Source organism: Pedobacter riviphilus (assembly GCF_014692875.1).
Taxonomy (GTDB): domain Bacteria; phylum Bacteroidota; class Bacteroidia; order Sphingobacteriales; family Sphingobacteriaceae; genus Pedobacter; species Pedobacter riviphilus.
Genome location: NZ_CP061171.1, coordinates 181,859 through 202,643, shown reverse-complemented (window position 1 = coordinate 202,643; position 20,785 = coordinate 181,859). Strand labels below are relative to the sequence as shown.

14 protein-coding genes are annotated in these 20,785 nt (G+C 39.8%); 4 read left to right on the top strand and 10 right to left on the bottom strand.

Going from position 1 to position 20,785, the window contains the following annotated elements; all coding sequences use genetic code 11:
• Positions 1–61: 61 nt before the first annotated feature.
• Positions 62–520: a hypothetical protein gene (locus H9N25_RS00885; protein ID WP_190327627.1), complete on the bottom strand. Its 459-nt coding sequence runs from the start codon at positions 518–520 to the stop codon at positions 62–64.
• A 7-nt stretch (positions 521–527) separates the two neighbouring features.
• Positions 528–1,175, bottom strand: coding sequence for a hypothetical protein (locus tag H9N25_RS00880; RefSeq protein ID WP_190327626.1), 648 nt, complete (start codon positions 1,173–1,175; stop codon positions 528–530).
• Positions 1,176–1,381: 206 nt separating this feature from the next.
• Here H9N25_RS00880 and H9N25_RS00875 point away from each other — a divergent pair, with 206 nt between their 5' ends.
• Entirely contained in the window at positions 1,382–2,341 is a 960-nt protein-coding gene (locus H9N25_RS00875) for a hypothetical protein (protein ID WP_167292881.1), read from the top strand.
• Between the two features lies 1 nt (position 2,342).
• Here the strand turns inward: H9N25_RS00875 and H9N25_RS00870 are convergent, their stop codons facing one another.
• Entirely contained in the window at positions 2,343–4,634 is a 2,292-nt protein-coding gene (locus H9N25_RS00870; RefSeq protein ID WP_190327625.1) for a multicopper oxidase domain-containing protein, read from the bottom strand.
• Between the two features lie 16 nt (positions 4,635–4,650).
• On the bottom strand, positions 4,651–5,127 hold the full coding sequence (locus tag H9N25_RS00865; RefSeq protein ID WP_190327624.1) for a DUF3347 domain-containing protein: 477 nt from the start codon (positions 5,125–5,127) through the stop codon (positions 4,651–4,653).
• A gap of 1,948 nt (positions 5,128–7,075) precedes the next feature.
• Here H9N25_RS00865 and nth point away from each other — a divergent pair.
• The gene (gene nth / locus H9N25_RS00860; RefSeq protein ID WP_029280284.1) at positions 7,076–7,741 is read left to right on the top strand and encodes an endonuclease III; all 666 of its coding nucleotides are present in this window, start codon (positions 7,076–7,078) and stop codon (positions 7,739–7,741) included.
• Between the two features lie 135 nt (positions 7,742–7,876).
• Positions 7,877–8,890, top strand: a complete 1,014-nt coding sequence (gene recA / locus H9N25_RS00855; RefSeq protein WP_113950465.1) for a recombinase RecA — start codon at positions 7,877–7,879, stop codon at positions 8,888–8,890.
• A 75-nt stretch (positions 8,891–8,965) separates the two neighbouring features.
• Here the strand turns inward: recA and H9N25_RS00850 are convergent, their stop codons facing one another.
• The 3 genes from H9N25_RS00850 to tsaD form a co-directional block, all read right to left on the bottom strand.
• The gene (locus H9N25_RS00850; protein WP_190327623.1) at positions 8,966–11,320 is read right to left on the bottom strand and encodes a TonB-dependent receptor; all 2,355 of its coding nucleotides are present in this window, start codon (positions 11,318–11,320) and stop codon (positions 8,966–8,968) included.
• A 78-nt stretch (positions 11,321–11,398) separates the two neighbouring features.
• Entirely contained in the window at positions 11,399–11,596 is a 198-nt protein-coding gene (locus H9N25_RS00845; RefSeq protein WP_167292877.1) for a hypothetical protein, read from the bottom strand.
• A 285-nt stretch (positions 11,597–11,881) separates the two neighbouring features.
• Entirely contained in the window at positions 11,882–12,883 is a 1,002-nt protein-coding gene (tsaD, locus tag H9N25_RS00840; protein ID WP_190327622.1) for a tRNA (adenosine(37)-N6)-threonylcarbamoyltransferase complex transferase subunit TsaD, read from the bottom strand.
• A gap of 74 nt (positions 12,884–12,957) precedes the next feature.
• Between tsaD and H9N25_RS00835 the strand changes: the two genes are divergently transcribed.
• Positions 12,958–17,388 carry a translocation/assembly module TamB domain-containing protein gene (locus tag H9N25_RS00835; protein WP_190327621.1) on the top strand — a complete coding sequence of 1,477 codons (4,431 nt, stop codon included), beginning with the start codon at positions 12,958–12,960 and terminating at the stop codon, positions 17,386–17,388.
• 634 nt (positions 17,389–18,022) lie between these two features.
• On the opposite strand, the gene H9N25_RS00830 is transcribed toward H9N25_RS00835, so the two are convergent.
• The 3 genes from H9N25_RS00830 to H9N25_RS00825 all read right to left on the bottom strand — a co-directional run bounded on the left by H9N25_RS00830 (position 18,023) and on the right by H9N25_RS00825 (position 20,761).
• Positions 18,023–19,234 (bottom strand): bifunctional 3,4-dihydroxy-2-butanone-4-phosphate synthase/GTP cyclohydrolase II, encoded by a 1,212-nt coding sequence (locus H9N25_RS00830; protein WP_167292874.1) that lies wholly within the window; start codon positions 19,232–19,234, stop codon positions 18,023–18,025.
• Positions 19,235–19,373: 139 nt separating this feature from the next.
• Positions 19,374–19,664: an LptF/LptG family permease gene (locus H9N25_RS25200; protein WP_330221071.1), complete on the bottom strand. Its 291-nt coding sequence runs from the start codon at positions 19,662–19,664 to the stop codon at positions 19,374–19,376.
• Between the two features lie 68 nt (positions 19,665–19,732).
• Complete coding sequence (locus tag H9N25_RS00825) at positions 19,733–20,761, bottom strand: LptF/LptG family permease (protein WP_330221070.1); 1,029 nt, start codon at positions 20,759–20,761, stop codon at positions 19,733–19,735.
• Positions 20,762–20,785: the final 24 nt, after the last annotated feature.

Below are 20,785 nucleotides of genomic sequence, written 5' to 3'. Positions count from 1 at the left end.
AAACCTGCCGTTGCAAAAGTTTTTTGCCTGTTTGCATTGCCATTCACTGATAAAGAAATTCCTACACCATCAACAAAACGGAATATATACTTGGCTTCAGCAACAAGTCCCACCGAGTTTTTTGTATAATTTTATCCCTTTTGGTATCACTATTCGACTCATCGTACTTTTTCAGATCTGCAATTAGTGCTACACCCCCACCAAATTCAAACCTATGATTGGAATTGATCTTAACCCGCCTACCTAACATCAGTGCTACTTCAGAAAAACCCGGCATAGTTGTTTCTTCTCCATTTACATTCACTTCATAGCTCTCCTGCATTACAGAAGATATTTTAAACTTAAGGTAAGAACCCGGTTTGTTGTATGCGATAAAGCCCGAAACCAAGGGTTTTTGTAAGGTTGCAGCACCCAATTCGAGACCAAAACTTAGTGGATTAAAAAAATCATCAACATTTCTTTGCGCTTTAACAACATTGCCCAACAAGGTTAAAACCGATAATAAAATAATCTTTTTCATAGCTGTATTATTTAATTCTTTTAAAATGATAAGCAGAATCGTAAGAAAGACCTGCACCGATAAGCAGTAAAAGCGCACCAGAATTGTCGTAGGCATGATTTAAAATAAGTCCCCCATCGCTAGCCAGTCCAATCCGTGTCTTCTCACTTTTTGAACCGCCTAAAATGTAAGGTACACCCTGAAATTCGACATACTTGTTTCCTAAAAGCAGTAAACCTCTCGATTGTAGCCTGGCCGATAGAATTACACTATCTACAATTATACTGTCCTTTTTAAAGTGAAAACCGATTTGGTTATTGTCCATCACCTTTACATCAACGGTCACATTTTCAGAAGGCTTAAAATATATTCCACGTTTGCTGATATATTGATGAAAGTGCTCGGTTGTAGGCTGATAACTAAGTGTCTCGGCCACCCCATTCTTTTTATAGGTTAAATCAGGAAATAACTGGTAGGTACCTGAAAGTTTTGATACCTCGTCTTTGTCCAGCTTAACCTTATGGCGCCTAATGGGCCTGTCAGAAAAAGAAGCGCAGCCCGAAAACAATAGGCAGATTGTGATAACACAGATAGCCTGCCTAAAGCAGCGGAAGTTATTATTCAGCCTATTATCGTTGGCATTAGGTTGAATTGAGTTTGAGATTAGCATATTCATTTTGATGTATTTTAAATTGTTTATCAAATCTAAAACACTCCGCAATGCTCAATTATCCTTAAAGATTACACCAAATAAAAAAATTAATTCTAAAAGAAATTTATACACCTATAATGTAATTATAAATTATATTCTTTACATTAACACCTGATAATAATCCATTCGATTATTAAAAACATTCAGATTTCATTAATAAATTAATCTTTATGGATAATCAGCAAGCATTATTTTTTCAGGCCATCAGAGCGGCCCTGCCCGAATACCAGAACCTGGCGCTGAGTGTAGCCGAAGAATTGGGAATAAGTACCAATGAGGCCTATAAGAAAATCAGGGGGGATAGCAACCTTACTTTCCAGCAGATCATCAAGCTTTCCGATTGTTTTGATGTCCCGTTTCTGTACAGCCCGAAACAATCGTTATCGGTTACTTTTAGCTATTTAAGTGTAAATGAAGATTTAGATATGATTGGCTATCTCCGGAATTTACTGGACAATATAAAAGCCATCAAGAACAGCAACAAGAAACACATCACCATTACTACTGACGATATTCCTTTATTTCATTTTTTCAAGTATCCTGAACTCACCAGTTTTAAACTGTTCTTTTGGGCAAATAGCGCAAACAACCTGGAAATGCCGTTCAGCTCTTCCTTCTTATCCGATGAGATTATTAAAATTTCGCAAGAGCTGCATGCCACATATTTGGAAATACCAAGCACCGAAATATGGTCTAAAGATACCGTAACAGGTACACTCGAACAGATCAGGTATGCATTCGAAGCCGGGCACCTTACGGATACCGAACTGGCCGTGAAAATTGTAGAGCAGGTAAGGTATTGCCTCACCGATATGAATATGTACGCCATTAGCAGCAAAAAAACCATCGACCCCAACCATACCTTTAACTGGTACAATTGCGATGTATTGGGAAGTATCGCTTACCTGGTCGATTTTAAAGACCGCATGGCCTGCTACAACAGGTTTAATACTTTTAATTACCTAAGAACCGAAGACCAGGCTTATTGCAAACAAACCAAACAATGGATGCAGGGCCTCATTATGAAATCAGTTTCTTTTAGCGGTCAGGGCGAAAAACACCGCAATAAATATCTGTATAATGCCTTTGCCGAATGCGACAAGTTACTGAGGGAGATCACCAATGGTTAGCTTAATAATTAAGCGTTAAGCCTGCGCCAAAACCCATATCGCTATCATAGTGCGCAGAAATACCCATGTATTTTGTGGTAATAAATTTAAGTCCGCCCATAAATTCTTTATCGCTGTTTACCATAAAACTAGCCCTTAATCGCTTAGAAATCGGTATATCTTCGCGCATTAACTGTAAACGCACATTACCATCATGGTACACTTCTGCCTGCGCTACTACCAACATAGGCAAGGTATAGGCTAGCCCCAAACTAAACATACTTCTTTTATCCTTGGTGCTTTTTTGGCCAAAAATATTGCTTTCCTGTTCGCCAACTTCCATTTTTCGGTAGCGCCAATCGAACCCCACAAAAGGCATTAGCCACTGCATCCTGTCTATATACCGGCCAATATGGGTTTCGGTTTCAAAGCCGTGCATTTTATTATAACCTAAGCGCCACTCGGTTCCAATACTCCACCGTGTATTGGCCAACATGGCCATACCGTCGTTTCCATTGCTGGCAAAATCATTTTCGGCCATAAAATGAAACATCCTGTCATCGGCAAAAAGTTTTCGCTGTGCCAGTTTAGGGTTTGGGATTTCGGGATTTAGCGGCGAGTTTTCATAGCTGAAAATTTTACCCATCCCACTCATCATGTGGTACAAAATATGGCAGTGAAAAAACCAGTCGCCACTTTCAGAAGCACTGAACTCAATCGTATCACGCTCCATGGGCATAATATCGAGTACATTTTTTAAAGGAGCATAATCCCCCTGGCCATTAATTACCCTAAAATCGTGCCCATGCAGGTGCATAGGGTGGCGCATCATACTGTTGTTATATAAAATGATCCGCAGGTTTTCGCCCTTTTTGATGAGGATTTTATCTTCCTCAGAGATGGTTTTATTATCTAAAGTCCACACATAACGGTTCATGTTGCCCGTTAACTGAAACTCCATTTCACGGGTTGGGGCTTTAGGCAAAACCGTTTTTTCGGGCGAGCGCAACATATCGTAATTTAATGTTTTGATGGGCCCCTTCATGTTATGGTTACCCCCCATATTATGGCCTTTATGGGCATCAGCAACTACAGTATCTGCTCCCGCATCATCCAGCTCAGCATACATCACGGTATTCATATCCATCACCTGATTTTGCATTTTCATGCCTTCCATCTGCACCAGATTACCGTTCATATCCATCATTTCGTTCATCATTTTCATGCCTTCGAAATATTTCAATTTGGGCAATTTTTGAGCCGGCACTTTTTGTCCACTACCCAGCCATAATGAAGCCGATTTGGTACGGTCTTCAGGTGTTACCAAAAACTCGTAACTTTTATTTTCGGGGATGGTTACCATTACATCATAGGTTTCGGAAACGGCAATAATCAGCCTGTCTACTTCTACAGGCGTTACATCGTTACCATCATTGGCCACTACCGTTATTTTACCACCAGCATAAGTGAGCCAGAAATAGGTAGATGCCCCTCCGTTAGCAATACGCAACCTTACCTTATCGCCTGCTTTGAGGTGGTTTGGCACCTGATATTGATTTTTTCCGTTTACTAAAAATGCTTCATAATACACATCACTCACATCCATGGCAGTCATCCGTTTCAGCTCGTTGGTGAGCTTGGTCTTAAAGTGTCCGCTTTTTATGGCTTCGGCATAACTTTGTGTTGTACCTTTTTTTATGGCGAACCAATCATTGGCATTGTGCAATCGCCTGTCCACCTCGTGGGGCATCATATTTGTCCATTCACTTAAAACAACAGGTACAGTAGGTATAGCGGGCTCTTTTCTTTTATTTAAGATCATTGCGCCATACATCCCAATTTGCTCCTGCAGGCCCGAATGGCTATGGTACCAATGGGTACCGTTCTGTATAATAGGGAAACGGTAAACATGGGTTTTATTGGTTTCAATAGGCATTTGCGTTAAATACGGAACACCATCATACCGATTGGGCAAAAATAGCCCATGCCAATGCAATGAAGTTGATTCTTTTAGCCTGTTGTGCACATGTATTTCTGCTGTATCGCCCTCGGTAAAGGTTAGCGTTGGCATAGGTATCTGCCCGTTAACCGCAATGGCTCTTTTAGCTTTCCCGCCAAAAGTTACCGTTGTATCGGCAATGTACAAATCATAACGTACCACCCTTGGTGGCTTGTTGTTACTTAAAGTTTCTAAATCGTTACCTTTTTGGGGGGCTTTTTTAGGGTCGGCCGCTTTTACCTCGTTGTGCTGATGTTGGCCAAAAGCAAAACTACTGAGCAAAATACTAAGGCAACAAACTAAAATAAACTTCATTTTGTGGCTTGTGTTTTTATTTAAGCACTTCGGCAACCTTACCACAAGTTAACATTTTATTCCCATAATATGGGTTCTTTATTGCCTCGCCTTCGCTTAACCAATAGCTTTTTTTCATGGGGCAATAAGCGTAATAAACAGGCTTATCATTCAGTTTTACCGCTTTTACCAAAGCATAAAAATCGGTTGATAAAGAAGTAAAATGATCTCTTTGGTGTTCTATATCTTTACTCTCGGCAATGTGCTCTGCATCAAATAATATTTTATCGCGCAATACTTTCGAAGCATTGGTTTTTTCGTTGGCTTTTATTGCATTAATGAATGCAGTAGCCTTGGTACCAGCTACACTTGCATTGCTGCCAACTAAGGCATCTTTAACTTCGTAATAAGCTTGTAGTGGGCTAACCGCTGCTGCTTTTTCCTGAGCTGATAAACCGCCAGCCATCATTAGTACAATAACCTGGATTGCACATAATTTAAATAAGGTCTTCATTTTGTGTTTAAATTTTAAACAAAGCTAGCGGTATGGCCTTTCCTGATGTTATACTTTTACCGAAAATGTTTATATAATTATAGCCTTACCATCGGGCCACGGGTTTGGCGTTAAGCCATTAGCAGTTAAACGGATTAAAACAGTTATAAAGGTATTTCTACACGAGCAGTTACTTACGATATCTTTTTTTTTTGGAAACGGACGTCCAGTAATTCTTCGGGAGCAGCAGTCCCGTTATCCGCTTTATCCCGATAGAAACCTGTGAAACAAGCAAGCACACCAAAGTATAACATAAACACGTGCTTAAATCGGAATGCACGCGCCTACCGGGTTTATTTAACAAAGGTTGCTGCAAAAACGGCGAAACGCTTTAGTAATATCCCACGCTCAACCAATATCTATCAGATCGGGTTTAGAAAACAAGGGATTATGCCGCATGCAACCCAACAAATGAAATACTATTGTGGCCACCTAGCCCCGGTTGAAGCGTTACCCTGCAGCAACGAGGAACGAGGCAGCGAAGCGTAAAAGCGGAAAACGGGAAGGAACTTTTTGTTATGCACAAGTATTGCGCTTCAAGCGATGTTAGTGTTTTAGGGTTAGGAAATAAGCGCTTTGTGGTTCTTGGCAATTGCAGCCCCGCTTTACGCTTTACTCCGTTGCACTCCGTGTTCGCTGCAATCGGGTTTAGAAAACAAGGGATTATGCCGCCTGCAACCCTAAAAATGAAATACTGTATTGCCCACCTAGCTCTGGTTGCAGCGTTACCCTGCAGCAACGAGGTACGAGGAAGCGAAGCGTAAAAGCGCAAAACGGGAAAGAACTTTTTGTTCTGCACAAGTATTGCGCTTCAAGTGATGTTAGTGTTTTAGGGTTAGGAAATGTGTAGCCTGTGGTGCTTGGAGGTCGACAGCCCCGCTTTACGCTTTACTCCGTTGCACTCCGTGTTCGCTGCAATCGGGTTTAGAAACAAAGGTTTTGCGCCCTGCAACCCAACAAATGAAATACTGTATTGCCCACCTAGCCCTGGTTGCAGCGTTACCCTGCAGCAACGAGGCACGAGGTAGCGAAGCGCAAAACGGGAAAGAACTTTTTGTTCTGCACAAGTATTGCGCTTCAAGTGATGTTAGTGTTTTAGGGTTAGGAAATGTGTAGCCTGTGGTGCTTGGAGGTCGACAGCCCCGCTTTACGCTTTACTCCGTTACACTCCGTGTTCGCTGCAATCGGGTTTAGGAATAAGGGTTCGTATTCTTTGCAACCCAACAAATGAAATACTATTGTGGCCACTTAGCCCGGTTGAAGCGTTACCCTGCAGCAACGAGGTACGAGGAAGCGAAGCGTAAAAGCGCAAAACGGGAAAGAACTTTTTGTTCTGCACAAGTATTGCGCTTCAAGTGATGTTAGTGTTTTAGGGTTAGGAAATGTGTAGCCTGTGGTGCTTGGAGGTCGACAGCCCCGCTTTACGCTTTACTCCGTTGCACTCCGTGTTCGCTGCAATCGGGTTTAGAAAACAAGGGATTATGCCGCCTGCAACCCTAAAAATGAAATACTGTATTGCCCACCTAGCTCTGGTTGCAGCGTTACCCTGCAGCAACGAGGTACGAGGAAGCGAAGCGTAAAAGCGCAAAACGGGAAAGAACTTTTTGTTCTGCACAAGTATTGCGCTTCAAGTGATGTTAGTGTTTTAGGGTTAGGAAATGTGTAGCCTGTGGTGCTTGGAGGTCGACAGCCCCGCTTTACGCTTTACTCCGTTGCACTCCGTGTTCGCTGCAATCGGGTTTAGAAAACAAGGGATTATGCCGCCTGCAACCCTAAAAATGAAATACTGCTGTAGTCACCTAGCCTCGGTTGAATAATTCATAGCGACAAATTACAGTTTTTCTTCCGTTCTACATGCTCTTCTTCCAATTAAGCAGTTACATTTTCTATCTTTAACCTATATTTGCACATGCTTAAAAAAGAACGCTACAAACTTTTTGTAGAACATTTTTCGGCCAAGCAGCCTGATGCAGAAACCGAGTTACATTATAATAATCCTTATCAGCTTTTAGTGGCGGTAATTCTTTCTGCACAGTGCACCGATAAAAGGGTAAATATGGTAACCCCTGCACTTTTTCAGCGCTTTCCTAATGCTAAAGCTTTAGCCGAAGCTACACCTGATATTGTTTTCGACTATATCAGAAGTATCAGTTACCCCAATAATAAGGCAAAACACCTGGTGGGCATGGCCAATATTTTGCTTAACGAATTTAACGATGTGGTACCTTCAGGGATTGACGACTTACAGAAAATGCCAGGTGTGGGCCGTAAAACCGCTAATGTAATTGCCTCAGTAATTTACAATGCACCAGCAATGGCGGTTGATACCCATGTTTTCCGTGTGGCCAACCGTTTAGGACTAACCAATGGCAAAACCCCATTGGCGGTTGAAAAGGATTTAGTGAAAAACCTTCCTGAACACGATATCCACATTGCACACCATTGGCTTATTCTGCACGGACGTTATGTTTGTGTAGCCAGAAGCCCCAAATGCGACGTTTGTGAAATTACTTATATGTGCAGGTACTTCGAACGTTTAACCGCCCAAAACGAAAGAGATAAACTAAAAGCTTAAAAAATTATTTTTATTTTACTATTGACATTAGCTAAAAAACATTTACCTTAGCTAAATATATTAGTATTATAAATATCAACATTTAAGCATATTAGCCGATAAACGATTATATTTACGCAATCAATGAAAAAAGAAATGAGCACTGCAAATCCAGATAAATTAAAAGCCTTACAACTTACTTTAGATAAACTAGAGAAATCTTACGGTAAAGGTACCATCATGAAACTTGGCGATACTGCCATTGAACCGATAGATTTTATTTCTACCGGATCAATCAGTTTAGATATTGCTTTAGGTATTGGCGGTATTCCAAAAGGCCGTGTTATTGAAATTTATGGTCCAGAGTCTTCTGGTAAAACCACTTTAGCTACACATATTATTGCCGAAGCACAGAAAAAAGGCGGTATTGCTGCTTTTATAGATGCAGAACATGCTTTTGATCAGTTTTATGCTAAGAAACTAGGTGTAGATACAGATAACCTTTTAATCTCTCAGCCAGATAATGGTGAGCAGGCCTTAGAAATTGCCGATAACTTAATCCGTTCTGGTGCTATTGATGTAATTGTAATCGACTCTGTTGCGGCTTTGGTTCCTAAAAGTGAAATTGAGGGCGAAATGGGCGACAGTAAAATGGGTTTACATGCCCGTTTAATGAGTCAGGCGCTTCGTAAATTAACCGGAACGATTTCTAAAACCGGATGTTGCTGTATTTTCATTAACCAGTTACGTGATAAAATTGGTGTAATGTTCGGTAACCCTGAAACTACAACCGGTGGTAATGCTTTGAAATTTTATGCATCGGTACGTTTAGATATCCGTCGTATTTCACAGATCAAAGATTCTGACGAAGTTTCTGGTAACCGTGTGAAAGTAAAAATTGTTAAAAATAAAGTGGCCCCTCCTTTCCGTATCGCAGAATTTGATGTGATGTTTGGTGAAGGTATTTCTAAAAACGGTGAGATTATCGACCTAGGTGTTGATTTTGGTATCATCAAAAAAGCAGGATCATGGTTTTCTTACGGAGATACCAAACTTGGCCAAGGTAGAGATGCCGTAAAACAATTGTTAAGCGACAATCCTGAACTCGCAGAAGAGCTGGAAATTAAAATCAAAGCCGAAGTTACAGGCGAACACCTGGCAGAAAAATAAACCAGATCAATTCCGTTTGACATAAAAAAGCGTCCAGATTTAAAATCGGGACGCTTTTTCTGTTTTAGAACTTAGTTAATAACTAACCGAAATCCCAAAGTTTACCGAAGCACCTCTCCCCTTTGAGTAGAAACCTGGCTGCATAAACCACTGCGCCCTGGCAGGAAAATAATCCTGGTTAAAAATATTATCGACACCCAAAGTAAGCTTCGTATTCTTTTTAACCTGATAAATCCCGGCAAAACTGAATAAATGATAAGCTTTTACTGCACCTTCGTTTCCATTATACACACCATTGCTGTTTTTCTCAAACCTATTACGCGAATTAATGCCGGTATAATTCAATGTTAAATCCAAAACCTTTAAAGGGCTATAGCTTACCGAGGCGGTAACTTTTGGCGCAGAGATGCGGCGGCCATTCAGATACAAGTCGCCAGCATCGTTAAACTTTCCATTTTTGTCAATATCGCGCTTGCCTTCTGTATAACTATAACTTGCAGCTAAACCTAGCTGATCAAACAAACGGTAATCAGCCGCCAATTCAAAACCATAAATTTTTTCAGGATTTCTGGCCGTATTGAACAAACCTGTAGCAGGATCGTAAACCACCTCAATGCCTAATTTAGATGTACTGATATAACCCGATGCAGAAAATGTTAACCCAGCAATTTTACTTTCAAAGCCAGCTTCATAATTATTTACCTTTACCGCATCTGTATTAATCTTATCTATGCTGTTTACTTTCGCATCACGTAAAGCCAGCCCAATATCCATTACCGAAAAACCTTGTGAGAAACTTATAAAAGGATTAAAAACATTAAATTGATTATATCTTAAACCCGCATTAAAGAGGTAGGTACTGTATTTTAAATCTCCTCCCCTTACATCAAAAGATGGCGTAATGGTAGTATTGTTAGCGCCTGTAGTTCTTAAAGTCCGGTAATCATCTACGTCAATACTTACATTTTCGTAACGGAGTCCTGTTTTAAATACCAAATTATCCAGAATGTTGAAATCGGCCTGTGCAAAAGGTGCAATATTGGTCATATCCATTGTCGGTACCCATACCCTACCGTCAACCAGCGGCTGCGCAGTTTTATCTTTCATGAAATCGGCACCATAGGCCAGATTCATTTTTAGAAAGTTAAGGTTCAGGATTGGTGTTTCAAAAAATAAACGTGCACCCTTTTTATCATTTTTGGCAAGCGACTGGCCATCACCTCCATCAAAACGTCCTAAAGAAACATAAAAAACATCTTTACGCGTTTCGTAGTAAACATCTGCATTCAAACTCGAATGAAGAAAAGTACTATCAATCTTATATGATAGATTTAAATTGTGGTTATAATCAACCCCGGTCGGAATCCCAAGTGCTTTCCCTAATACACCGGTAGCTTTCTGACCAGTAGCCACATTACCGTTTACCAGCGTAAAATTACTGTTCTGCAAACTGCTATAGGTATTATAGCTAAACTGGATCCGCTGGTTTTTGGCAGGTGCATAACCCAATTTGGCAAAAACATTGTAACTGTCGGTTTCGCCTAAACTGTAGTTCGGTCCTACCACATCGCCTTTTGCATCTTTATATTCACCGGTTTGTTCATACATCCCACTCACCACGTAATCAAATTTACCCAGTTTTCCGTAAAACATTTGGTTAATTCTACCACCTTCGGAGTTTTTGACTTTAACCAACGATCCGCTTAAATTAAGCTGGGTTTTACCGGCAAACCTGGCTGCTGTATCCGGAACCATTGTAATGTAATTAACTAAACCGCCAGCGGCACCATTACCATAAATGGCTGTGGCACCTTTTACCACCTCTATGCGCTCGAGCACCGAAGGGTCTATCGATCTTAAATCTACTTCTGCATTTCTTAACGGCGAAGATTGCGATACACCATCGACCATCACCAGCATTGGGCGGCCCCTTAAATTTTGCCCAACATTATTCCCGGTTTGTGCCGTAGGGGCAAAACCAGGCACCTGATTGGCCAAAATGGCACTTAAATCTGGTGTGATGGCCATTTCTTTCTCCAGTTTTTTCTTATTTACAATACTAACTGAGGTAGTAATATTTTTAATGTTTTCTGCCTTTCTGGAAGTAGAAATTACCACATCATCTAAAGTATTGCCTACAGATTCCAATACAAAATTAATAGTGGTATCATTTTTAACCGATAAAATATTCTGGGTAAACGTTTTGTAACCTATAGCATTGATATCGATTTTAAAAGAAACACCGCTTTTGATGTATAAGGAGTAATAACCTCTGCTATCTGTTTGAACTTTTTGTCCTGACAGGGAAACGGTTACATAAGGGATTTCGCTATTTTTGTCTTTAACATGTCCTTCAACCTTAACGTTCTGTGCGTGCACGCGAAGGAGATTAAGCAATAAGACAGCAATGATCAGTATAATTTTTTTCATCTATCTTTAATTTGCGGCAAAGATAGATAATCAACCTTAAATAGATTAGGTCTAAATAAGATTAACAGAAATAATCTTTTAGTTCTGGCTAAAAATGGCGTTAAAATCTTTGGTTACATATACAATTACCAAAAGTGCAGCAATAATCAAAGCACCTAAAATAATCACACCCCAGCTTCCTTTTAGTTTATTTTTGTCATTTCTGATCAACCAATATAAAATACCGATTAGCGGTATCGCGCAAACAATCCAAAATATTAACGATGCTCCAGTCATATATATAAATTCAGTTTAAACAATTCTTGTTGCCAGTTTTCAATTGGCGGTTTACAGTTTTTTGCCACGGAAGCACAGAAACACGGAGTTACATGGCACAGTACCCTAGGTGGGCGTCATCCTGAACGTGTTTCAGGATAATTATCATTCTTCTTAAAAGATTGCTTCGGCTCACCCTACCCAGCTTCGCAATGACGATTACACTAATGACTATAATCAATAAGTCAATAGTCCTGAGTCCTTAGACGATTACACAAATGAACTAATGACCAATGAACCCTCGCCCTAAAACTCCATCCTCGCCATTGGCGAAACATCCTGCCCTACAAAATCCTTTTTCAGGTACTTCTGGTAACCTGCAATGGCAATCATGCCTGCATTATCAGTACAATACTGAAATGCTGGTATATATATATTCCAGCCCAGTTCATCGGCAGCCTGTTGCAATCCGTTCCTTAAACCAGAGTTTGCCGAAACACCGCCTGCAATGGCAATTTCTTTAATTCCGTATTGTTTTGCTGCTCTTTTTAACTTGTTCAGCAAAATCTGCACAATACTATGTTGAACCGATGCGCAAATATCATCTAAATTTTCGGTAATAAAATTAGGGTTCTCCTTTTCCTGTTTCCGGATAAAATACAGAATAGAAGTTTTAAAGCCGCTAAAACTAAAATTCAGATCGGCAATTTGTGGTTCTGGAAATTTAAAGGCCAAAGGATTTCCATGCTGTGCATGTTTATCAATCAGTGGCCCACCAGGATAGGGTAAGGCCAACAATTTAGCTGTTTTATCAAAAGCTTCACCCGCAGCGTCATCCAATGTTTCGCCAACAATTTCCATATCAAAGTAGTCTTTTACCAACACAATCTGTGTATGTCCGCCCGAAACCGTTAAACAGATAAAAGGGAAACTTGGCTTAGGGTCGTCAATAAAGTGCGCTAAGATATGCGCATGCATATGATTGACAGAAATTAAAGGTATATTTAAAGCTAATGCGAAAGATTTTGCAAAAGAGACACCAACCAGCAGGGAGCCTAAAAGGCCGGGGCCACGTGTAAAAGCTACTGCATTAATGTCTTGTTTTGTAACTTTAGCATTAATTAAAGCTTGTTGTACGGCAGGCACAATATTTTGTTGATGTACCCTTGAAGCTAATTCAGGTATAACACCACCATAATTTTGATGAATTGTTTGGTTTGCAATAACATTGGCAGTAATTTTGCCGTTGTTACAAATAGCAACGGATGTATCATCGCAAGAAGATTCGATAGCAAGTATAACAGACAAATTATTAATATTTAAGCTGCAAAATTATTAAAAAACTATTTAAAATACTCCTTTGGGTAATTGCATCAATAATCTTGCTGCTTGCGCTTCTTATTTTTTCGCTACAATTTAAGCCCGTTCAAACTTTTTTTGCGCAGAAAACTGCTGCATACCTGTCAAAAGAGCTTAAAACCACCGTATCAATCAAGAGCCTCTACATCAAGCCATTTAAATCTATTGTACTCGAAGATTTATTGGTTTTGGATTTACAAAAAGACACTTTATTGAGAACCCCTCAGTTTATGGTCGATATTAATCGATTATCTATAGATAAAAAGATTATCGATATCAATACCATTCAAATCAACAACGGGCGGTTTTTCCTAAAAGATTTCAAAGATAAGTCTTCTAATCTCGATTTCATTATAAACTACTTCGATTCTGGTAAGCCCACTGTAAAGAAAAAGAAAAGTAAGCCATACAATATCAATATTGGCCGTATTATTTTAAACAAATTTGCCTTCAGGTATAAAAACTATGGCGCAAAAGATACCATTCAGGGCAAAAGCGTAAATTTTGAGAATATTGATGTAAAAGAACTTAGCGGAATTTTCGAAGGGCTCGACACTAAAAAACATTTGATTAAAACCAATATCAAAAACTTAACTTTTAAAGAGCGAAGCGGATTTTACCTGAAAAACCTAACGGCCCAAACCACGATAGACAGTAATGAGATAGAGCTGAAAAACCTGCTGCTCGAAACCAACCAGAGCCGGTTAACCGACTACTATCAAATGCGTTTTAAAAGTTATAAAGATTTTAACCACTATGTAGATAATGTGCGGATGAAAGCTATTTTTAAAAATAGCCATATCACTTCAAGGGATGTTGCATTTTTTGCACCTGAAATGAACAGCATGAAACTCGACCTGGATGTTGACGGACAGATTACGGGTTTAGTAAATAACCTTAAAGCCAAAAAACTATCGTTAAGAACAGGAAAAGCTACACACATTAAGGGAGATTTTATTTTAAAGGGACTGCCGAAATGGAAAGAAACTTTTATGGACCTGAACATTGAAATGGCAGGAACGAATAAAACCGACCTGGATGAAGTGCTGGCAGGTATTACCAACAGCAAGAAAAAAATTGTTCCGGTAATTGTAAACAAATTCGGTAACATTAACTTTAACGGAAGTTTTACCGGTTTCCAGAACGACTTTATTGCCTATGGCGAATTTAAAACCAAACTTGGCCGTATTGTTTCGGATGTGAACATGAAAATCGATAAAAACGATGTTCCATCTTATACCGGAAACGTAAAAAGTTACGATTTTAACCTCGGTAACCTGCTTAATGAAAAAAGCCTTGGCCGCATCAGCTCATCATTATATGTTAAGGGACGTGGTACCGAGCTTAAAGATTTAACCGAAAAGATAAACGGCGTTGTAGACTATATCGACTTTAATAATTACCGTTACCGCAATGTGAAAATTGACGGAACTTTTAACAAAAAGTATTTTGATGGCAAGCTGAGCATTAACGACCGTAATGTGAAACTGGTTTTTGATGGTGGGGTAAACCTGAACCCTAAACTACCCGTATTTAACTTTAATGCCACTATTTCCAAAGCAAAATTAAAGGCTTTAAAACTCCTGAAAGATTCGTTGCAGGTTGATGCTAAATTTAAGACCAATTTCTCGGGCACCAACCTGAACAATATATCGGGCAAATTATTAATCGAAGAAATTAGACTGCAAAATCCGAAAGGTGTTTATAGTGTAGATTCGGTACAGTTAACAGCCAACGGTACGGGTGCCAGCCGCGTGCTCGATATCCGATCAGATATTTTGGATGCCGGCATTAAAGGTGAATACGATTTAAATTCTATTGTTTCTTATTACAAAACCATTGCTAAAACCTATGTGCCCTCGCTAAAGACCGATATTATAAAACACAGTAACCAGATCTTTAAATTTAACCTGAAGGTTAAAAAATTCGAACCGCTTGCGCAGATATTTCTACCGGGCCTGGAATTAGAAGAGGGCGCTACACTAACAGGCGATTTCGATTCGCGCAATAATACCGCAACGCTCAACGGTTTTGTAAAGAAACTAAAATACAGCGGTATTGTAGTAAACAATATCATCCTCGATGAAAATACCACTACACAACAGCTTCAACTGATTGTAACTTCCGACAGGGTGCAGATTAACGACAGTTTGTTTATTAAGGATGTAAACATTTCCAATATCCTGCGGAACGACAGTTTGGCCTTCAACGTAAAAATGTCGAATGCCGACGAAGACAATCAGCTCGATTTAAACGGGCTGGTAGAATTTACCAAAAACCAGGATACAACGGCAAGATTAAGCGTATTGCCATCGATCTTAAAAATTAATAATGAAGAATGGCGCATCCAGGAGAAAGTACGTATCGTACTCAACAATGGTAAAACCGAAATCAGTAATTTCGATTTAACCAACGGAAAGCAGCAGGTTATTATTGATGGGTTAATTTCGGAAGACCCTAAAGATTTAATTAGTGTTGGCTTTAAAGATTTCAACTTAAAAACCCTCAACCCTTTTACCAAAGGCTTTGGTGTTAAACTGGGCGGAAACCTTAACGGCACAACCGATTTGTTTGGCGTATTAAAAGCGCCTCGGGTAGCCGACGATTTAAAGATCGATTCGTTAAACTTTAACGATATCTACATCGGCACCTTAACCGATACCTCATCGTACAACAACGAGAGCAAAAAGGTTAATGTATTTACACGCATTATGGCCGACGATTCGGAGACTTTTAAACTGACGGGAAATCTCGACCTCAAAGAAAAAGAAATCGACCTCGCTGTAAAAATGAACGAAAGCAAACTCACCATCCTCGAGCCTTTTGTTAAACAACTGGTATCCAATTTAAAAGGCAATATCTCTGCCGATTTAACGGTAAAAGGCAAGTTAGATAAACCAGAAATTAACGGAACTGTATCATTAGATAAGGGGCAGCTGATGGTAAACTACCTTAAAACTACTTATGTAATTACCGATAAGGTAGAGGTAAACAACAGCGTCATTAAACTTGATGATTTTACGCTGAACGATCTGGAAGGACATGAAGCAACTGCAACCGGTTCGGTTGATTTAAACAACATCAATTACCCCACATTGGCCGTAAAAATCAATGCCAACAGTTTAATGGCCTTAAATACGACCGCAAAAGACAATTCGATCTATTATGGACGTGCATACGGCACAGGTGTATTTACATTTACAGGCCCGACCAACAAGATGAAGATCGATATTAAGGCAAAAACGGAAAAAGGAACGGTGTTTAACCTGCCTTTAAACAGTTCAGAAACCGTATCGGATAAAGATTTCATTAATTTTGTGAGCCGCGATTCGACTGTATTGGTTAAGAAAAAAACCAACTTTGATGGTTTAACCCTAACCTTTAAATTAACCATCGACCCCAATACCACAGCGAATATATTTACCACCCTGGGCAATTTAAGTGGGAAAGGTAATGCCGAGCTGAACCTAAACATTAACAGTGTCGGCGATTTTGAAATGTCTGGCGATTATATTATCGAGACAGGAAGTTTCGATTTTACGGCCCAGGAGGTAATTAACAAAAAATTCGAAATCAGGCAAGGTGGAACCATCCGCTGGACAGGCAACCCTACTGCCGCACAGATTAACTTAAAAGCAGTATATGCCTTGAGGGCAAGTTTAAACGACCTTTACAAGGCCGCCAACCGCGATGCCAGCAGCAATGCTAACCAAAGGGTAAATACAGAGGTAGAAATGGGGCTAACCGGTTTACTATTAAAACCCGATATTAAGCTTGATATTAATTTCCCTGCACAGCCTTCCATTAAGGAAGAACTGCAAACCTATTTCAGCGATCAGAACAACCTGAACCTACAGGCTTTCAGTTTAATTATCAGAAGAAGTTTTGCACCCGGAAATGGCGGGCAATCAATTGGGAATCAACTAAGCTCAACTGCTACCAGTACAGCTACCGAATTGGTATTTAACCAGTTTAACAACGTACTTTCTTCGTTAAACCTAAACTTTGTCGATCTGAACGTACGTTCATTAAGCGAGGCCAATGCATCGTTTAAGTTCTTTAACGATCGTTTAATTATTAATGCAGGTATTGTAGACCGAAACAGTGTGAACGATTTTACCGTTATCGATTTCTCCAAAGATAATGTTGGTAGAGAGGTTGAGGCACTTTTCCTGATTAAAAAAGATGGAAGCTTAACTGTAAAAGCGGCAAATAAACCACCTACGCAACAAAGTATATTCTTAAACAGCGGGATTAGTTCAACCGCAAACGTAACCTCTTTTGGTTTGGTGTATACCCAGCAATTTGATACGTTTAAGGAGTTTATTCAGAAAATTTCTGGTGCTTACCGCCGAAACCTGAAAAGAAAGCAAAGCCAGGCCCCTGTTAAAACGAATAAATCGATTAATAAAGAAGCGATTATTAATCAAAGCAAAGGGAACCAAAGGAGGTAGAGAGATTAGGGCTTAGTGTTGAGGGGGCATTAGTCATTCATACATTGGTCATTGGTTCGGGCCAGAAATCTTCTTTGATAGACTATCTATCATTTAGATCCTGACCACGAAGTAGCTATTAGATCACTAAAAACAATAAACACAACTAATAAAACAAGTTCAGGATGACGTACTCAGAAGGGGGCGTTTTACCTATCGGTTGGTGTCCCACCGACCGAAACTTAATTAGTGTGAACAAGATGAAATAGAATAATTATCTTTTGGGTCAGCGAGACTCTGACCAATAAAAAACAAAAAAACCAATAATCGAACATCTGTTCAACTGTTGGTTTTGTATAAGTTTTCAATTAGCAATTTTCAGTTCATACAATCCAAACTGTCAACTGCAGACGGTTAACTGCCAACTTAATTTACCTATCGGTTGGTGTCCCACCGACCGAAACTTAATCAGTGTGAACAAGATGAAATAGAATAATTATCTTTTGGGTCAGCGAGACTCTGACCAATAAAAAACAAAAAAAACCAACAATCGAACACCCTGTTCAACTGTTGGTTTTGTATAAGTTTTCAATTAGCAATTTTCAGTTCATACAATCCAAAACTGTCAACTGCAGACGGTTAACTGCCAACTGAATTATCCTTTCATAATCGAATGGCCCATTTTATCTCTTTTAGTGGTTAAATAACGTTCGTTATGTACGTTACTTGCAATTTCGATCGGAATATTTTCTACCACTTCTAAGCCGTAACCAATTAAACCTGCTCTTTTGGTAGGGTTATTACTCATTAAACGCATTTTAGTCACCCCTTCCGATCGCAGGATCTGCGCCCCTACACCATAATCGCGTTCATCGCCTTTAAAACCTAACTTAATATTCGCTTCCACAGTATCAAAACCAGCATCCTGTAAATTATACGAACGTAATTTATTAATCAGCCCGATACCTCTACCCTCCTGGTTCATGTATACCACTATACCTTTACCTTCTTTTTCGATCATTTCTAATGCTTTGTGCAACTGCGGACCACAATCGCAGCGGCACGACCCGAAGATATCGCCAGTTACACATGAGCTGTGTACACGTACTAAAATAGGTTCGTTGGCATTCCATTCGCCTTTAGAAATGGCTAAATGTGTAGCATTATTATCTAACTGTGTATAAGCTGTCATTTTAAAATCGCCCCAAGCGGTAGGTAAATCAATACTAACCTCTTGTTTAATCAAACTATCTATGGTTAAACGGTAAGCAATTAAATCTTCAATTGATATAATTTTTAACTGGTGCTGTTCGGCAATTTTAAATAAATCAGGAAGTCTGGCCATTTCGCCATCTTCTTTTAAAATCTCTACCAATAAACCTGCAGGTTTCATGCCGGCTAAACGCGCTAAATCTACCGCAGCTTCTGTATGGCCGGCACGACGGATTACGCCACCATCTTTAGCAATTAAAGGAAAAATATGCCCTGGCCGGCCCAATTCTTCAGGGTTGGTTTTAGGATTAACCAAAGCCAGCATGGTTTTAGAGCGGTCGCTTGCTGAGATCCCGGTGGTACAACCATGTCCAACCAGGTCTACTGAAACCGTAAAATTAGTTTCGTAAGCTGCTGTATTTTTACCCACCATCAGGTTCAGGTTTAATTCTTTGCAGCGTTCTTCTGTTAAGGGCGCACAGATTAAACCGCGGCCGTAGGTTGCCATAAAATTGATGATCTCTGGCGTTGCATTTTCGGCTGCCGTTAAAAAATCACCTTCGTTCTCTCTATTCTCATCATCTACAACAATAATCACTTTACCAGCTTTTATATCTGCGATGGCCTCTTCTATTGTGTTTAATTTTGTTTGCATTTTATAAACATTATGGGGCAAATGGTGTGTTAGGCATATTAAAACCGATTTATACCACAAACAATAACCCGTACAAATGTACAACCTTATTGAGCAATATTTGGATTAAAATATCATCTGTAAGTAAAGGAAAAAGCCCTTATTTTTCCTTCTTTTTAAACAGCTGAAGGAACAGCTGCTTGTAATAATTTACATCAAACAAGGCCGAATCTACTGTAGCTTTATAGGTTAAAAAGGCTGCCAGCGGCGATAAAACAATTACGGCAATCCACATCCCGAATATCGGGTTTAAATTACCTTCGCGTGCCGATTTTTCGGCCACTGTAGTAATAATGTGGTATACCAGGAAGAAACAAATGGCCACCACCACGGGCAACCCCATCCCCCCTTTTCTGATAATGGCACCCAATGGTGCACCAATAAAAAACAACAGGATACAAGATGCGGCCAGGGTAAATTTACGCTGGTACTCTACTGTGGTAAATATAATTTCGCCGGTTAAATCGGTTTGGCGCGGCCCCAGTTGGGTACGTGCTGCATAATATTCGCCACCGTATTGTTTGCATTATCGAGGGCCAGTTTCCGCGATCCGTTCGGGATACTCTTCAGTATTACATCATCAATCTTTTTCGGAACGGCTTTTACCTTGGTATAACCTTTGGTTACATTAAACTGCTTAAAGTTGCTGGTGAGGTTGGCAATGGTGCGCATTTTCATCGTATCCAACTGTTTCGTCAGCGAATCGCGCTTTTTTACAATCCCTTTCAGGTTTAACATGGGTGTACTGTTTCCGAAAGCATTCGGATCGGTAGTATTGCCATTAAAAGACGACATATCGAAACGCGGGGAAGTTTCTTTAAAACGGTTCCGCGTAAAAATCTGCCTTGGGTTGTACATACCGTTTTTCGAAGCCTGCTCTTCATACTGTACACCATTTTTAAGGTAAAGCACCAAAAACTTACCATCGGCAGTTTTATTCATTTTCCCTTCTCTGGCCAGGATTACTTTCGGAATACCGTTATTTTCACGGTGATCGTAAATCATGATATTATGCAGCGTACCGTCTTCTTCTTTAGAATCGACACGAATAGCATAACCTGGAATAGCATTATTAAAAACCCCCGGCTTAATTAAAAATGAAAGTTTTTTGTTCCTGACATCGTACAGCAGCGAGCCAAATTTGAGATTGGCTTTGGGTAGCATATAGTTGGCAAAAAAGAAGGATGCTATGGTGAGCATCAAAATCACCACAAATAAGGGGCGCATGGCTTTCTGCAAAGAAATACCCGCCGATTTAATGGCCACGAGCTCATAATTTTCGCCCAGTGTACCAAAAGTCATGATGGAAGAAAGCAATACCGATAGTGGCAACGCCATCGACACGTTGGCCGCCGAGGCGTAATACATCAGCTCCAGGATGGTGTACCATTCGAAACCTTTTCCAATTAAATCATCAATCCATTTAAATAGAAAAAACATTAACAGAATAAACATCATAACAAAAAATGTTGCTATGAATGGCTTCACAAATGCTTTTATTAATAGAAGATG

What these genes read in the sequence shown, in the direction of transcription:
- H9N25_RS00885 (WP_190327627.1), bottom strand. Translation starts at nt 520, where the DNA reads ATGAAAAAGATTATTTTATTATCGGTTTTAACCTTGTTGGGCAATGTT.
- H9N25_RS00880 (WP_190327626.1), bottom strand. Translation starts at nt 1,175, where the DNA reads ATGAATATGCTAATCTCAAACTCAATTCAACCTAATGCCAACGATAAT.
- H9N25_RS00875 (WP_167292881.1), top strand. Translation starts at nt 1,382, where the DNA reads ATGGATAATCAGCAAGCATTATTTTTTCAGGCCATCAGAGCGGCCCTG.
- H9N25_RS00870 (WP_190327625.1), bottom strand. Translation starts at nt 4,634, where the DNA reads ATGAAGTTTATTTTAGTTTGTTGCCTTAGTATTTTGCTCAGTAGTTTT.
- H9N25_RS00865 (WP_190327624.1), bottom strand. Translation starts at nt 5,127, where the DNA reads ATGAAGACCTTATTTAAATTATGTGCAATCCAGGTTATTGTACTAATG.
- nth (WP_029280284.1), top strand. Translation starts at nt 7,076, where the DNA reads ATGCTTAAAAAAGAACGCTACAAACTTTTTGTAGAACATTTTTCGGCC.
- recA (WP_113950465.1), top strand. Translation starts at nt 7,877, where the DNA reads ATGAGCACTGCAAATCCAGATAAATTAAAAGCCTTACAACTTACTTTA.
- H9N25_RS00850 (WP_190327623.1), bottom strand. Translation starts at nt 11,320, where the DNA reads ATGAAAAAAATTATACTGATCATTGCTGTCTTATTGCTTAATCTCCTT.
- H9N25_RS00845 (WP_167292877.1), bottom strand. Translation starts at nt 11,596, where the DNA reads ATGACTGGAGCATCGTTAATATTTTGGATTGTTTGCGCGATACCGCTA.
- H9N25_RS00830 (WP_167292874.1), bottom strand. Translation starts at nt 19,234, where the DNA reads ATGCAAACAAAATTAAACACAATAGAAGAGGCCATCGCAGATATAAAA.